Source organism: Evansella cellulosilytica DSM 2522 (genome assembly GCF_000177235.2).
Taxonomy (GTDB): Bacteria; Bacillota; Bacilli; order Bacillales; family Salisediminibacteriaceae; genus Evansella; species Evansella cellulosilytica.
Genome location: NC_014829.1, coordinates 714042 through 729501 on the forward strand (window position 1 = coordinate 714042; position 15460 = coordinate 729501).

General features: G+C 36.3%; 17 protein-coding genes. 14 read left to right on the plus strand and 3 right to left on the minus strand.

The features are described from left to right. Window positions 1-38: 38 nt before the first annotated feature. On the minus strand, window positions 39-437 hold the full coding sequence (locus BCELL_RS03280; protein WP_013487249.1) for a GNAT family N-acetyltransferase: 399 nt from the start codon (window positions 435-437) through the stop codon (window positions 39-41). 251 nt (window positions 438-688) lie between these two features. Between BCELL_RS03280 and BCELL_RS03285 the strand changes: the two genes are divergently transcribed. Continuing rightward, window positions 689-1609 carry a DMT family transporter gene (locus BCELL_RS03285; RefSeq protein ID WP_013487250.1) on the plus strand — a complete coding sequence of 307 codons (921 nt, stop codon included), beginning with the start codon at window positions 689-691 and terminating at the stop codon, window positions 1607-1609. Between the two features lie 142 nt (window positions 1610-1751). Then, window positions 1752-2099 carry a hypothetical protein gene (locus tag BCELL_RS03290; protein WP_013487251.1) on the plus strand — a complete coding sequence of 116 codons (348 nt, stop codon included), beginning with the start codon at window positions 1752-1754 and terminating at the stop codon, window positions 2097-2099. 21 nt (window positions 2100-2120) lie between these two features. On the opposite strand, the gene BCELL_RS03295 is transcribed toward BCELL_RS03290, so the two are convergent. Together BCELL_RS03295 and BCELL_RS22415 are read right to left on the minus strand one after the other, a co-directional pair. Continuing rightward, the gene (locus BCELL_RS03295; protein WP_013487252.1) at window positions 2121-2528 is read right to left on the minus strand and encodes a GNAT family N-acetyltransferase; all 408 of its coding nucleotides are present in this window, start codon (window positions 2526-2528) and stop codon (window positions 2121-2123) included. A gap of 514 nt (window positions 2529-3042) precedes the next feature. Next, a complete protein-coding gene (locus BCELL_RS22415) occupies window positions 3043-3219 on the minus strand; it encodes a hypothetical protein (RefSeq protein ID WP_013487253.1) in 177 nt (58 codons plus the stop codon). Window positions 3220-3376: 157 nt separating this feature from the next. Here BCELL_RS22415 and BCELL_RS03300 point away from each other — a divergent pair, with 157 nt between their 5' ends. The 12 genes from BCELL_RS03300 (at window position 3377) to BCELL_RS03355 (ending at window position 15147) form a co-directional block, all read left to right on the plus strand. Next, on the plus strand, window positions 3377-3970 hold the full coding sequence (locus tag BCELL_RS03300; RefSeq protein ID WP_157184165.1) for a site-2 protease family protein: 594 nt from the start codon (window positions 3377-3379) through the stop codon (window positions 3968-3970). A 94-nt stretch (window positions 3971-4064) separates the two neighbouring features. Further along, window positions 4065-4715: an HAD family hydrolase gene (locus BCELL_RS03305; protein ID WP_013487255.1), complete on the plus strand. Its 651-nt coding sequence runs from the start codon at window positions 4065-4067 to the stop codon at window positions 4713-4715. A gap of 312 nt (window positions 4716-5027) precedes the next feature. Continuing rightward, entirely contained in the window at window positions 5028-6002 is a 975-nt protein-coding gene (locus BCELL_RS03310) for an ABC transporter ATP-binding protein (RefSeq protein ID WP_013487256.1), read from the plus strand. Then, complete coding sequence (locus BCELL_RS03315; RefSeq protein ID WP_013487257.1) at window positions 5989-6762, plus strand: ABC transporter permease; 774 nt, start codon at window positions 5989-5991, stop codon at window positions 6760-6762. Before BCELL_RS03310 ends, BCELL_RS03315 begins: the two co-directional genes overlap by 14 nt. Window positions 6763-6863: 101 nt before the next feature. Beyond that, window positions 6864-7763, plus strand: coding sequence for a GNAT family N-acetyltransferase (locus BCELL_RS03320; protein WP_013487258.1), 900 nt, complete (start codon window positions 6864-6866; stop codon window positions 7761-7763). 243 nt (window positions 7764-8006) lie between these two features. Next, window positions 8007-8759 carry a class I SAM-dependent methyltransferase gene (locus BCELL_RS03325; RefSeq protein WP_013487259.1) on the plus strand — a complete coding sequence of 251 codons (753 nt, stop codon included), beginning with the start codon at window positions 8007-8009 and terminating at the stop codon, window positions 8757-8759. A 91-nt stretch (window positions 8760-8850) separates the two neighbouring features. Further along, window positions 8851-9363 (plus strand): hypothetical protein, encoded by a 513-nt coding sequence (locus BCELL_RS03330; protein WP_013487260.1) that lies wholly within the window; start codon window positions 8851-8853, stop codon window positions 9361-9363. 250 nt (window positions 9364-9613) lie between these two features. After that, window positions 9614-10597 carry a ketoacyl-ACP synthase III gene (locus tag BCELL_RS03335; protein ID WP_013487261.1) on the plus strand — a complete coding sequence of 328 codons (984 nt, stop codon included), beginning with the start codon at window positions 9614-9616 and terminating at the stop codon, window positions 10595-10597. Window positions 10598-10615: 18 nt separating this feature from the next. Beyond that, on the plus strand, window positions 10616-10861 hold the full coding sequence (locus BCELL_RS03340; RefSeq protein WP_013487262.1) for a hypothetical protein: 246 nt from the start codon (window positions 10616-10618) through the stop codon (window positions 10859-10861). A 111-nt stretch (window positions 10862-10972) separates the two neighbouring features. Next, complete coding sequence (locus BCELL_RS03345; protein ID WP_013487263.1) at window positions 10973-11530, plus strand: DEAD/DEAH box helicase family protein; 558 nt, start codon at window positions 10973-10975, stop codon at window positions 11528-11530. A gap of 312 nt (window positions 11531-11842) precedes the next feature. Beyond that, window positions 11843-12763: an aldo/keto reductase gene (locus tag BCELL_RS03350; protein ID WP_013487264.1), complete on the plus strand. Its 921-nt coding sequence runs from the start codon at window positions 11843-11845 to the stop codon at window positions 12761-12763. Between the two features lie 1370 nt (window positions 12764-14133). Then, a complete protein-coding gene (locus tag BCELL_RS03355; protein WP_013487265.1) occupies window positions 14134-15147 on the plus strand; it encodes a serine hydrolase domain-containing protein in 1014 nt (337 codons plus the stop codon). Window positions 15148-15460: the final 313 nt, after the last annotated feature.

Below are 15460 nucleotides of genomic sequence, written 5' to 3' on the forward strand. Positions count from 1 at the left end.
CCCTTCTAGACAAGCGAAACGATTCACTAAAATAATCTCTATTTTTTCCGAGGTATGATAAAGCCATTTTCGATCTTAGAAAAACCAATTTTCGGGTAATATTCCATCGCGGGAGGTGCAGAAAGGAGAATTAATGCTACTTCATCACCAATATGCTCTTGTACCAGTTGGACAAGTTTTTTTCCTATTCCCTCTTTTTGATAGTCTTTATGAACAGCTAAATCTGATAAGTAGCAGCAATAGCTAAAGTCTGTGATTGACCTTGCAATACCAACAAGTTTGTCACCGTCCCATGCCGAGAATACTAAATCAGCGTTTTCTATCATACTTCGCAGACGATCTAGGTCGTCTGCGGGTCTTTTTATACCAGACATCTTAAATACAGTGGATAATGCATGGGCTGTTATTTCTTTAGTCGTACAATAAGTAATGGGCATGTAAATGCTCCTTTCCAATATATTGAAGTTTATTATAATGAAAAATATACAATAAAAAAGGAAAATAATATATATTTTTAGATTAAGAGTATTTAAATGAAAATACTTAATACTAGTAAATGGTGTTATAAAGAAAAATTTTAGAAATCATTATAACAGTCTTTTTACCATTAAAAAGGAGTTTAATGTTACGATGGAGGCGTACACAAATTCCCCAAGTGCTTAGATGAACAAAACTAATAGAAATCGGGGTGTTTTCTATATATCCGTACATATTAATGATTCTTGTTGTTATTTTTTATTCAGGAAATATTTTGATAGGTAAGGCAATCAACGATTTACCACCTTATACAATTGCTTTTTTTCGTGTTGCAATTGCCTTCATTGTGTTGTTACCGATAGGCTTAAGAAGTGCTATGGAAAATAGAAGTCTTTTTTGGAAATATAAAAAGCCGTTACTGATTATGACCTTATCCGGAGTTACTTTTTTTAATACGTTTATTTACGCATCTTTACAGTTTACAACTGCATCAAATGTAGCGGTATTAGAAACAATTATTCCAGTAGTTACCGTCATTTTAAGCGCATATATACTTAAGGAAAAATTACGTAATATCCAAACTACAGGAGTAATTTTGTCCGTATTAGGGGCTATTTGGGTTGTTTTGGACGGAAGAATCTTTCAAATGACAACGATGGATTGGAATATTGGAGATGCAATCATGATTGGTGCAATATTGACTTGGTCAATTTATTCTATATACGTGAAGCAATACATGCATTTGTTTCCTACGTATGGGGTGCTTTGCGTTATGACAGGTATTTCAGTAATCGTACTACTGCCTGTAGTTTTAATAGAGTGGTCAATATTAGGGGTGCCAACTATTCATGTATCAAATCATATGGCAGGTCTTCTTTATCTTGGCATATTCCCATCTTTTGTAGCGTTAGTGTTTTATAATCGTGCTGTTGCAATGCTTGGCGCATCACAAGCGTCTGTATTTCTGAACTTCCTACCAGTTTTCACAATAATAGGTGCTTATTTCTGGCTAGGAGAAACGATTACTTGGATGCAAGTAGTTGGTGCATGCATCGTAATACTAGGGGTTTTATTAACGACACAAAACACTTCAAAGCAACAAGCCATTGCTAAAAAATCAAAAGCGGTATAGGGCTATATCACCAATTAATATCAAGAGCGATAAACCTTTTAATGTAGTAATAGGGGGAGAAAAAAGTGTTACGGCAGATTTAAGGATTTAAACATTCCACCGAAAAGACATACTCACTATTTTCAAAATGAGGTGAAATTCGATGACAGAGGCAGATATTGTTTTTATTATTTATATTCTTATTATTATATTAGCATTCTTTGTTAGTATAAAATTTGCGGAAGTGATGATTAAAAAAACGGGATTATTTTTCGCACAAGCAATCATTGCAGGTAGCTTAAACTTATTGTTAAATGTCCTCATCGGAATTGGGTGGTTTATGTATACATGGGGAATAAACGAGTTCTTATTCTTTGGTGGTTTACTCATTGGGGTTGGATTATTAGTCATAAGCGAAATCGTCCTTTTCTTTCTACTACTTGTAAAGAGAGTCAGTTGGATTAAAGATTATGAGTCTAAAATGACTAATAGTGATCGATCTGTAAAGTAAGACGTAAAGGGCTATAAAACTTTACGTCTTACCGGCTTGTTGATGATAATTCCTTTTAATCATTCCTTCAGATTTAAACATATTAAATCTTGTATAAAAGGTTTGTAAGTTTTCATCACACATGAGATCAACCATATACAAATCATCTAGTTCCTCTAACATACGACGAACTAATTCACTACCAATCCCGTTCTTTTGGTACTCCGGTAGCACCTCTAGGAAAGGGATATAAGCAGACAGTAACCCATCAGAAATGGCAGTAATAAAGCCGACGACGCGTTGTTTTTCCTCATCGAAAGCAAGAATGAATTTTGTACTATTTTTTAACAAACTATAGTGAGTGTTTACGTTAGGTGGATTTGGCCAATCAACAAAAAAACCTAGTAGCATATCAGGTGTAACACCCTTAAGATTCATTTGATATTTCATTTTTGTCTCCTTCTCATATTGATTAACAAGCTATAAAGAGTCACAAGAGGGGAGGCTGTCCCAAAAGCTATTAAATTTTTGGCAATGGCTCCACTCACCGCGCGACCACTATAAAAAAACCACTTATAGTGGTCTTTAAGGGATTGCGGTGGCTACGCACATTGCTTAGAGGCTGACTCAAAAGGTAAAAATCGACCTTTTGAGTCAGCCTCGTCATTTCTTTAAAGTGGTGGAATTTCGCCGTATCTCTTAAAGTACTAGTGAGTTCAATTCTAAGAATACTGAAAAAGTACAGAGTACTTTTTTTCAGTGCCCATAAATGTAAAAGCAATGGCTTCGTTCGTTGCGCGACTACTATGAGAAACTTTTAAAAGATTGCAATGGCTACGCTCGTCGCTCGCCTGATAGGAGAAACCCACTCCTATCAGGCTTTTTAAAGATTGCGACGGCTACGCACATTGCTTAGGGACACTGGAAAAGTGAAAGAACACCACTTTTTCAGTGCCCTCTGAAATCAACCTTTTGAGTCAATCTTTTGCAATAGCTGAATAATTCTTTCGTTTTGTGCCACTTGCTTTTCCGTATTTGATTTAATCGAATAAATCCAAATGATGATCAAAATGAATAAAACTAATGGTAAAATTGAAACTAGTAAAAACAACATTATTGGTATAAATGCTAAAAATTCCATGAAATAACCTCCTTAAGTATTGGAACAGATTAAACTTTAACACGAAAATGACCTTGTTAATAGATTCCCTTTAAATAGTATATTCTAAAAAGTGAATAGGCAACACACATTTGGAGATAGTGTGAAAGATGTATATGAAATGAAGGGGAGAAAGAGATTGAACAAGGAGCAACAGTTTAAACCGTTAAGCACTACGATTGTTTTAATATTTTTATTTTATATTCTTCATTCCATCATTACTATCATTGAAATGATAGCACTAGCGAATAGTGGTGTAGAAGGTATTGTATACTTTTGTATAGGACTTGGGCTAGTGACTTTTTCCTTTATTTTGACAGTAGCACTTCATGAAATTGGTCACCTAGTGATCGGCGGTCTTGTCGGATATAAGCTTAAAGAAATGACATTAGGTCCTATTAAATTCACAAGGGGTGATGATGGCTTTCGGTTGCAATTTCAGGTGAATGAAAATAAGTTTGGTGCGATACAGATGGAATCTGTAAATGATAAGTACATGCAAGTGAAGGATGTTTTTTATAGCTTAGGGGGAATAATATTAAATTTCGTCTCAGCTATTATTGCACTAGCTCTGTTCCTGCAGGGCGATAATTACTTTGCAAATATTTTTTTCCAATCTTTATTTATGATTAATTTATTGTTTTTTCTTGTTAATAGTATTCCTGCTCGTTACGGTGAGCGGTATACTGATGGATTTTGGTTATATCATGCTGTGAAGAGGATGACTCAATAGGTCGAATTTTTACCTTTTGAGTGAACCTCTCACATAAAAGAGGTTCAGATGTTCCCATTAGCGTGTAATAATATAAAAAAAGGAGGGAAGGGTTATCGTAAAATACACAACAATCCTTTTCGATTTAGATGGCACAATTTCCGATCCGAAAATAGGTATTACAAAATCGGTTCAATATGCATTAGAAAAATTAGGGGTGATTGAATCGGATCTTGATAAACTAGAATGCTTTATTGGTCCCCCACTTAAAGAATCATTTTCTGATTTTTACGGTTTCGATGAAAAAACGGTGAATAAAGCTATTGCATATTATAGAGAAAGATTCAAAGAGAAGGGAATGTTTGAAAACGAGCTTTACGATGGTATTCCAGAATTGTTAACAAAATTAAAGGAACAGCAATGTACATTAATCGTTGCTACTTCAAAACCAACTGTATTTGCAAAAGAAATACTCAACTTTTTTCAAATAGAGAAGTATTTTGAACTTGTTGTCGGTAGTCATTTAGATGGTTCAAGGTCGTCGAAGTCAGAAATAATAACATACATACTAGAGAAATATCCGAAGCGAAGTCATAAACACTTTGTTATGATTGGGGACCGGAAGCACGATATCATCGGGGCTAATATTACTCGAATTGATTCTATTGGGGTTGCATATGGATACGGTTCACGTGATGAGCTGGAGCGTGTAGAGGCGAGTTATATTGTGGACGATGTAAATCAACTTAAAACGCTGTTGCTATAGGCAGAGGGTGACTGAAAAAGGTAATTACGGAGGGCACTGAAAAAGTATAAAACAACTTTTCCAGTGCCTATTATTTGTTTTGCAGCCTTTGCCTGATAGGAGAACCCCATTCCTATCAGGCTTTTTAACGAATGCAACGGCTACGCTCATTTCTAAGAACACCACTTTTTCAGTCGCCCTCTAATCGTCAATCTCCACCTTAAGTCGGAGGGAATTTCCATCTATAGCAAGTGGAAACGGAAAATATGAGCAATTATAATTGCATTATAAACGAAGTAATGGCAAACGCCTGGCGGGAGAGGATGAAGAGAAATGGAGAAAATTATTGAAGTTCGAGGGGCGAGCAAGCGTTATGTGAAGAGGAAGACGAAAGAAGTGATCACTGCAGTGAATGATGTATCTTTTGATGTGCATCGTGGTGAAGTACTTGGCTTGTTAGGCCCAAATGGAGCTGGAAAGACTTCGACTATTAAGATGATTTGTGGATTATTAAAAGCGGATGAAGGGTCAATCCATATTCATGGGTATGACATAAATAAAAAGCGTCTAAAAGCATTAAAACATATAAGCGCGGTACTTGAAGGAAATAGAAACTTATATTGGAGACTAACGGTAAGGGAAAACTTAGAATACTTTGCTGGAAATCGCGGTTTATCAACAAAGCAGGTTGAAAACCAAGTTGAGAAATTGTTGGCCCAATTTCGTTTGAAGGAAAAGGAAAATGAATTAGTTAACGGGCTGTCTCGAGGAATGCAGCAAAAGTTGGCAATTGCAGTCGCATTATTAGCAAATACAGAAGTAATTTTACTAGATGAACCAACGTTAGGTTTAGATGTTGAGATTAGCTATGAGCTAAGAGAAATACTAAAAACAATTGTAACAGAAGAAAAGCGCACCATTATTATTAGTTCACATGACATGCCAGTTGTACAAGAGCTTTGTGATCGCACAATTATTATTAATAAAGGTACAGTCGTTGTAGATGAAAATGTAGACAATTTATTGAAGCTATTTGAAACGAGAGCTTATTCTATCAAACTAGGAGAACCAATAAGTGATGCACAAGCAAGTAGGCTATTAAGTAAATTTCCTTTAAGCAGTTATAAAAACGATAATCACCAGCATGTTGTTGAAGTGAATTTAGAGCAAAGCGATGAAATATACGATCTTATCGATATTTTTAAAGCAGAAGGAACGGTAATAGAAAGTATTGACCGAACAGCAATTGACTTCGAGCAAGTCTTTATGCAGATTGTGAAAGGGGAAAAACGTTATGAAATGGCTTAATTTAATGAAGGCAAATTTTAAAAAAGAATTTATAGAATTAAAACGATATTTACCTAATACAATTGCGTTGTTAGCAACATTTTACATTATTTTTCTAGCTGCATTTTTTGGCATCATGTTTATCGGTGACCCTGCTAGCTTTGAGGCAAATGTACAGTATTCGATAGTCAGTGTAGCCTTTTGGAGCTTAACAATGACAACGATGAACTTTATCGGTTATGCGGTCATTACTGAAGCAATGCGAGGAACGCTAGAGCAATTGTACATGTCACCAATGGGTGTTTGGAAAATTATGCTAACAAGAATGCTAGGGCAGTTCGTATTACAACTCTTATTCATGGTCATTTTACTTTTTGCTGCGATGGCAACATCGGGACAATGGTTAAGCTTAAATCCAATGACAACACTACCGATTATCATCATCACGATGATTAGTATGATTGGTGTCAGCTATATGATTGCAGGTTTAGCAATTATCGTGAAGCAAATTCAAGCGTTTTTACAAATATTTCAATTCGTACTAATGGGTCTCGTATTTGTACCTTTATCAGTAGCACCTTTTCTCGCTTTCGCTCCATTTGTTAAAGGTGTAGATATGATAAGACAAGTCATGATCGAGAACCTTACTTTAACACAGCTTCCATTAGCTGATTACGGCATGCTACTATTAAACTCTTTTGTTTATTTAGCGTTAGGTTTGCTCGTTTACCACTTATGTGAGAAACAAGCAATGAGTAAAGGTTTGTTAGGGCAGTATTAATACATTGCACTCCCTCGTGTATTGAGGGAGTGTTTTTTCTGATAGTTTATAAGGAAAATAATGTTAAGATACAATTATCTATCATGGCTGGAGGGATACAATTGATTAAAATAGACGATCCAAAGGATTTGGAAGAAATCGCAGCTTTCATTGCAGGTCTTAATAATGATAAAAAGCACCATGTTGCATATTGTGGAACGAAAAAGGAGGAAGTCCTTCATACGCTTCAAGATGACTTTTCAGACTTACCGCTAGAAAAATCGATTGTTGCTGCATATGAAAATAATCAATTAGTGGGGGTACTAGGTTTAGATATAGACGCTTCATCAAATGAAGGGGAACTATGGGGACCGTTTGTAGTTCATTCTGATTGGCAGAAGGTTGCTTTACTAATGTGGCATCACTTGTTAGCGCAATTAGCCCCTTTTTCACTAAAGACAGTATTTGGCTTTCATAATGTACACAATAAGGAGTGCGATACGTTCTTTTTAAGTCTGGGTGGAGAGCGTGAAAATAGAGAAGACACCATATTGCGTATTACTCGTAACGATATAGATTCGGTAGAAAAAAATAGTACTATCATTGAATATCAGGATGATTTTGCCGAAGCCTTTAAGAAGCTCCATCAAGATGCGTTTCCAAATGCTTATTATTCTAGTGATGAAATAGTTAGTAGATTAAGTGAATATAATAAGCTATTCCTAGTAGTAGTTCAAGAGAGGTTAGTTGGTTACGCATATTGTGAGATAAACACAGCGTTTTCCGAAGGTGATATTCATTTTATTGCAGTAGAAAAAAAAGCGAGAAATAAAGGAGTGGGCAAAAGTCTTGTTAAAGAATGCCTAGCTTTTATGTATTCATATGAAGAAATTAATGAAATAACTTTATGTGTCAATTCTAACAATCATTCTGCAATAAAAATATATCGAAGTGCTGGATTTAAAGAGTTTTACCATGTTGCGTCGTACGAGCTTTCTTTTCCTGGAGATACAAATATATAAGAACAGATTCGGTAAATATCAAAGTCTATATTTCTTTATTACTAATCTTATTTATGTTAAATTCGTATGTTATAGTGGGTTTAATTGACCATTTTTTTCCAAAAGAGTAATATGAAATTAACAAACAATAGAAAGTGAGTGAATGTGATGATTGTGTTCAAAAAAATTGATTGTCTTACTTACAGAGGCGCGGAAGGATAAAAATAACTATCTCATCCGTGCAAAAAAACGGAGGGATTTACATTGAGAAGAAAAGGCAGCATAGAAACATTAATGTATGACGGAAGTTATTATGAAGTAGTCGGAGATTTTCTAAAAGAAAAATATTTAGACTATGGATTTACGAAGGGGACGACTAAAGAGGTCGACTTCCTGATAGAGGAGCTAAATTTACAAAAGCAATCACGAGTTTTAGATGTAGGATGCGGTCCTGGAAGGCACACACTAGAATTGGCACGTCGTGGGTATAGAGCATTTGGAATTGACATCTCCTCAGAGTTTATTAAACTTGCAGAAGAAAAGGCAGCAGGAGAAAAGTTACCAGCTGATTTTATGAAAATGGATGCACGTAATTTGACCTTTAAAAACGAGTTTGATGCGGCAATTTGTCTTTGTGAAGGAGCTTTTGGATTAGCAGGAAACGAACATAACCATCGGCAAGTGCTAAAGAGTGTTTACCATGCATTACGTCCTGGTTCCTTATTTGTTTTAACTGCAATCAATGCTCTTGGACTAGTGAAAAGAATAACAAATGAAACGCAATTTGATCCATATTCATGTACCGTAGTTGATAAAGAAATCATTACAAATTCAAATGGTGATACTAAACAAGTTTCCTTATATACAACCGCTTTTACTTATCGCGAACTAAAGCTATTTCTGGAAGGAGAAGGCTTTTTAGTCAAGGCGGCATATGGCTGTACAGCAGGAGAATTTAGTACAGAACCAATACAAGTAGACAGTATGGAAATCATGATGATAGCGGAACGTAAGTAATAAAAGGGACTAATAGGCGCTTAGGAGAGGGTTCTCCTAAGCGTTTAAACAATGCATGAAGTAAACGCTTTATAGAAAAGGGGCTTTTAAAATGATTATTATGTTTGACCGCCCTATGGCGGTGGGGAAGAAGCCTTTAATGATAGAAAAGGAAGGACAGTCAGTTGGGGAGATGAATAGATGGTTTCGTCCTTCGAAGGAATCTCCTTCAACTAATCCTGCGTATGATGTAAATATTAATATTGAAACGATGACAGATTCCTATGAAATTATTCAAGTAGACTATACGCTTCATCACGGACATCAATGGATGTTGACTAAAAATAAGAAAGAAATAGGCAAGCTAAAAGGAGCAAAAGGATTATTTGCAATGCACGGTGTAGAGCTACATAGTGAACTTTTTCCTGCACTCATTATAGTCGCAAAGTTCTTGGGCGGGGGTGAAATAACAGCTGACGGGATGCCCATTGGCGAAACAAAAACGAGAGGTTTTCTCAGGAATTCAAAATATATTATTGATATTGAAGATATTACTCATAAAATAGAAGCACCTTTAATTGCTGGTGTTGTTTTTGCATTTTGGTGTTCTCATAAAATGGGGTAATACAAAACAGTTCTCTTTACAAAATATGTATGTTTTCATTTACTATAGGGCACAAATTTACGCAAAATAATGAAGAAAATGGAACATGCGAAAATAGGAGTGAAAATGTTCTGTTAACTTACTTATCACACCCTAATTATCTAGAAGTTAAGTAGTTATAATCATTTTCATCCTATTTTTTACAAATTAGTATTAGTTACTAGTATTAGGTGTTAAAATGGAAGCAATAAAATAATGTGAGGTGACATTTATGCAATCAAAAGCTAAAATAACAGCGATTGGGTCCTATGTTCCCGAGTGTAAATTGACAAACGCCGATTTAGAAAAGCTTGTCGATACAAATGATGAATGGATTGTGAAAAGAACTGGAATGAAGGAAAGACGAATTGCTCATGAATACGAATTTACGAGTAATATAGGCTACAACGCTGTTAGAAATTTAATAGAACGATTCGATCAATCTATTGAAGATGTTGATATGGTTATTGTGTGCACGATGTCTCCTGATTTTCAAACTCCAAGTGTTGCCTCTTTAATCCAAGCAAAGCTAGGTATTAAAAATACAGGAGCAATAGATCTAAATGCAGCATGCGCTGGTTTTACTTATGGGTTGCATGTTGCAAACGGACTAATAACATCTGGCTTAAACAAAAAGGTATTAGTTATTGGTGCAGAAGCATTATCAAAAATTACAGATTATGAAGATAGATCGACGTGTGTCCTGTTTGGTGATGGTGGTGGCGCAGTACTCGTTGAATATGACGAAGAGAATCCGAGTTTTATTGCTGGACACCTAGGGTCGGAAGGAGAACATGGCAAAAACCTCTATTGCACGAACGTAGCTAACCAAATTAACGGAGAAACATTAATTTCAACTGGAAATATTATTCAAAACGGGAGGGAAGTTTATAAATGGGCGGTAAATACTGTACCGAGGGGGATGGCTTCACTACTAAGTAAAACTACAATGTCGTTAAGTGATGTAGATTGGTTTGTTCCTCATAGTGCTAACCTTCGAATCATTGAATCTATTTGTAGGAAAAGTAGTTTTCCGATAGAGAAAACTTTGCAAAGTTTGGTTTATTATGGGAACACATCAGCAGCAAGCATTCCATTAGCATTAGATAAGGCGGTGTGTGAAGGGAAACTTGAAATTGATAATAAATTGCTCCTGTATGGATTTGGTGGTGGTCTAGCTCACGCAGGGGTATTGATTAATTGGACAGTTGCCTAAAAAGGGGACGATTATAATATGAAATTTTTTCCTCATTGTTTTGCTGTTGCTAGTTTTATTTTCACAATTATAGTCTGCTATAATCTCGGAAGCTGGCTAAATATAGCGTGGTTGAAATATTGGTATGAAATTGAGAGGCCAGCAAAAGGTGTTTTATTTGAGGCTGGGGGTTCTATCATTCCAGTTATACTTGCAATCATTGCATATTATTTTACCTTAATATGGAGCAAGAAAAGATTGCTAATGACGAAGAGATGGACATAATCAACTTGTAATGAACTATGGCGAGCATATAAATAAAGGTTAATTCAAAAGTAATCAACCTTTTGAGTTAACCTTTTCTATACAATTAAATATTAATAGGAGAAGATAAATATGAAGTTTGTATTGTTGTTTGGTCCACAGGCGGTAGGAAAGATGACGGTAGGACAAGAACTGGAGAAAATAACAGGTTTAAAGCTTTTTCACAACCATATGACGATCGAATTACTACAACCCTTTTTTGGATTCGAATCTGAAATGTGGCGCCTCTCTACGCACTTCCGAGAAGAAATATTTAAGTCAGCTGCAAAAAGCAATATGGATGGCATGATCTTTACATTTGTATGGGCATTTAATCTTCAGGAAGATTGGGATTTTGTAGAAAATACGTGTAAGATTTTCCGTGAAAAAGGTGCTGATATTTACTTTGCCGAGCTTGAAGCAGAGGTTGAAGAAAGAGTATTGAGAAATAATACCCCTAATAGACTGAAACATAAGCCAACAAAAAGAAATGTGAATCATTCTGAACAGGAATTACTACGCTCATTGGAAACGTATCGATTAAATTCTTTACCAGATGAAGTTGATATAGAAAATTACATACGAATCAATAATACACACATGACAGCAGAAGAGGTTGCGCGAAAAATTAAGGAAGAGTTTTTGTTATAACTTAATCTCGAATCACTCACTTTTTAAATGACTACTATACTTAATTTAAGTAACTGAAGTGTAGTTAACTTTCTAAAATATATTTCAGTAATTGAAATACATGAATATAGCTTTTATACTTCCAAGTAAGCAGTATTTTATTATTATTATTATTGGAAAAACATAATGAGGGTCCAAACAATGGTCAAATGAAAGCCCCTACATTTTTATCTTAAAAGTACTGTTCGATATCAATAGAAAGAGGACTAGTGTACATATCAAAGGGGTATTAAAAAATAGGTAATACAACTATATCTAGTAGAGGTGATGAATTTGAAGTACAGACGTTTAGGAAAAACAGAGTTGGATGTATCAGTAGTAGGTGTTGGTACGTGGCAGTTTGGCGGAGATTGGGGAAAAGACTTCAATCAAAGTGAGGTTGATGCGATATTATCAAAAGCAAAGGATCTTGGTATCAATTTAATCGATACTGCGGAATGTTACGGTCCACATCACATGTCAGAGAAATTCATCGGTGATTTCCTATCACGAGACCGCCGCGAGGATTGGGTAGTTGCTTCAAAATTTGGACATAAGTGGCACGAAAATTGGGGGAATGCTTGGAGTGTCGACGATGTTCGGATTCAATTAGAAGAATCTCTAGCTGCTCTTCAAACAGACTACATCGACTTATATCAGTTCCATTCCGGTTCTGATGAGGTTTTCAACAACGATGAGCTTTGGACGATGTTAGATAAGCAATTACAGGTTGGTAAAATAAAAAATTTAGGAATATCAATCGGCGCAAACGATAATATATATCAAACTGCAAAAGCAACAGAGGTTGGTGCAAAAGCAATTCAAGTTGTTTATAACCGAATTGACCAAATTCCTGAAAAGGAAGTTTTCCCATCTTGTATCGAACAGGATTTAGGTGTTCTTGCTCGAGTACCACTAGCTAGTGGTTTTCTAAGCGGAAAGTATAAGCCTGGTGCAGTATTCAGTGATAATGTCAGAAAAGGACATGAAAGAGAGGAAATTGATAATAAGCTGCGTTTAGTGGAAGAAATTCAAAAGAATGAAGTCCCAGAAGGCGTAAATATGGCAGAGTGGGCACTTGCTTGGTGCTTACAGCATCCTGCAGTTACATGTGTAATTCCGGGCTGTAAGAGCGTAGAGCAAGTCGAAGCAAATGCAAGAGCAGCTCAGCTAGACTTAGTAAAAGATGATCATCCTGGTGCAGTGAAAAAATAAATAGTGATTGAAAAAGGAAGTTGCGCTGGCAGCTTCCTTTTTCTAATGAACAATGACACTGGAAATATTGCTTGAAGATTTGAGTCAGCTGAAGTGTGTCGTACGAAGCGAATGACGCATGAAAAATCGGGAGGCAGTAAATGAAGCGCGTCATACGAAGGCAATGCCGCATGAAAAATCAGAATCGAGTAAATGAAGCGTGTCATACGAAGGCAATGCCACATGAAAAATCGGGAGGCAGGAAATGAAGCGTGTCATACGAAGGCGATGCCGCACGAAAAATCGGGACGCAGGAAATAAAGCGTGTCATACGAAGGCAATGCCGCATGAAAAATTGGGACGCAGGAAATAAAGCGTGTCATACGAAGGCAATGCCGCATGAAAAATCGGGAGACAGGAAATGAAGCGTGTCATACGAAGGCAATGCCGCATGAAAAATCGGGACGCAGGAAATAAAGCGTGTCATACGAAGGCAATGCCGCACGAAAAATCGGGACGCAGGAAATAAAGCGTGTCATACGAAGACAATGCCGCATGAAAAATCGGGAGACAGGAAATGAAGCGTGTCATACGAAGGCAATGCCGCATGAAAAATCGGGAGACAGGAAATGAAGCGTGTCATACGAAGGCAATGCCGCATGAAAAATCGGGAGACAGGAAATGAAGCGTGTCATACGAAGGCAATGCCGCATGAAAAATCGGGACGCAGGAAATAAAGCGTGTCATACAAAGGCAATGCCGCATGAAAAATCGGGACGCAGGAAATAAAGCGTGTCATACGAAGGCAATGCCACATGAAAAATCAGAATCGAGTAAATGAAGCGTGTCATACGAAGGCAATGCCGCATGAAAAATCGGGAGACAGGAAATGAAGCGTGTCATACGAAGGCAATGCCGCATGAAAAATCGGGACGCAGGAAATAAAGCGTGTCATACGAAGGCAATGATGCATGAAAAATCAGAATCGAGGAAATAAAGCGTGTCATACAAAGGCAATGCCGCATGAAAAATCGGGACGCAGGAAATAAAGCGTGTCATACGAAGGCAATGCCGCATGAAAAATCGGGACGCAGGAAATAAAGCGTGTCATACGAAGGCAATGACGCATGAAAAATCGGGACACAGGAAATAAAGCGTGTCATACGAAGGCAATGCCACATGAAAAATCAGAATCAAGCAAATCTCATGTGTCATAAGATTCCATCTACATCAAGAATCAAGCATGCATCACCAAAAATGACATTTTCGCCAATAATAATAAAAGAAATATAAAGGGAAATTATGGTATGATTATATTTGAGTCCCAGAACCGTAAATAGTTGTCCGTTGCTAATAGTTTAGTTGATATTTAACAAAGGAGACAATGAAATATGGATAAAATAAATAAATCAGCTCTTGAAGGTGTTATAAATAAAATTAATTTTTCAGGTGTTATTTTAGCAAAAAATGAACAAGAAACGTTAATAGAAGCTGCATATGGATATGCTAATAGATCAGATGAAATAGAAAACAAACAAGATACACGCTTTGGTATTGCGTCGGGATGTAAGCTATTCACTGCAATTGCAATATGTCAGCTTGTAGAGAGTGGCAAATTGACAATGAACACGAAACTCAAAGATTGCTTGCCAATAGAGTTTCCTCATTTCGACGATAGCATAACGATTCATCACTTATTAACTCATAGCTCAGGCGTACCTGATTATTTTGATGAATCAGTGATGGAGGATTTTGAGGATCTTTGGAAGGATATACCGATGTATCAAATAAAGCAATTAAAGGATTTTCTTCCGTTGTTTCAGAACAATAAGATGATGTTTAAGCCTGGGGAGAAGTTCCATTATAATAACTCTGGCTATATATTATTAGGGTTAATTATTGAACAGGCTACGGGAAAAAGCTTTCAGGACTATATTATAGAAAACATTTTTCTCCAGTCCAGTATGGAAAAATCAGGGTATTTCACCTTTGATAATTTACCGAAAAATACAGCTCAAGGATATATTGATGAAGAAAATGGTACTTGGAGAAGTAATATTTACTCGCTACCAGTTCGAGGTGGATCAGATGGAGGCGCGTTTGTCACTGCACAGGACATGATAAATTTGTGGGATTCTCTATTAAACTATCACTTATTATCTGAGCAGATGACCGATATGTTGTTAACTCCTCATATTCATATTGAAAATGAAGAGTATTACGGTTACGGCGTTTGGATCACGAAAAAGCATCAAAACATATATAAATATCATGTAATGGGTTATGACCCAGGAGTTAGCTTTGCATCGGCTTATTATCCAGGGAAAAAATTAATAGTAGCCATTCCATCAAATCAATCATATGGACCACACGATATTACTGAAGTATTGGAGACTAACATATAACGCTTATTAAATATATATTGCATAGTGAAGTTACTCGTAACCAGAAGTTTTCTTAAAAACTATAAAAAGTCTAGCTACACTCGCCATATGAGGGAGACTCAAAAGGTTGATTTTAACTTTTTGAGTCTCCTTTTATTAAAGGCACTGTAAAGGATAGTGTTGATTCTCAAGATAGGTGATAAATGCGTGAGGAGTAGTAGCATTAACTGAAGATCCCCACACCCACAGAGTGGGAATAGGGCGACGGTGGCTCCAAGTATTGCTTAAAGGTTTAAACTGGATTTGGTGAAGCTAGTTATAAGTATTTCTTAAG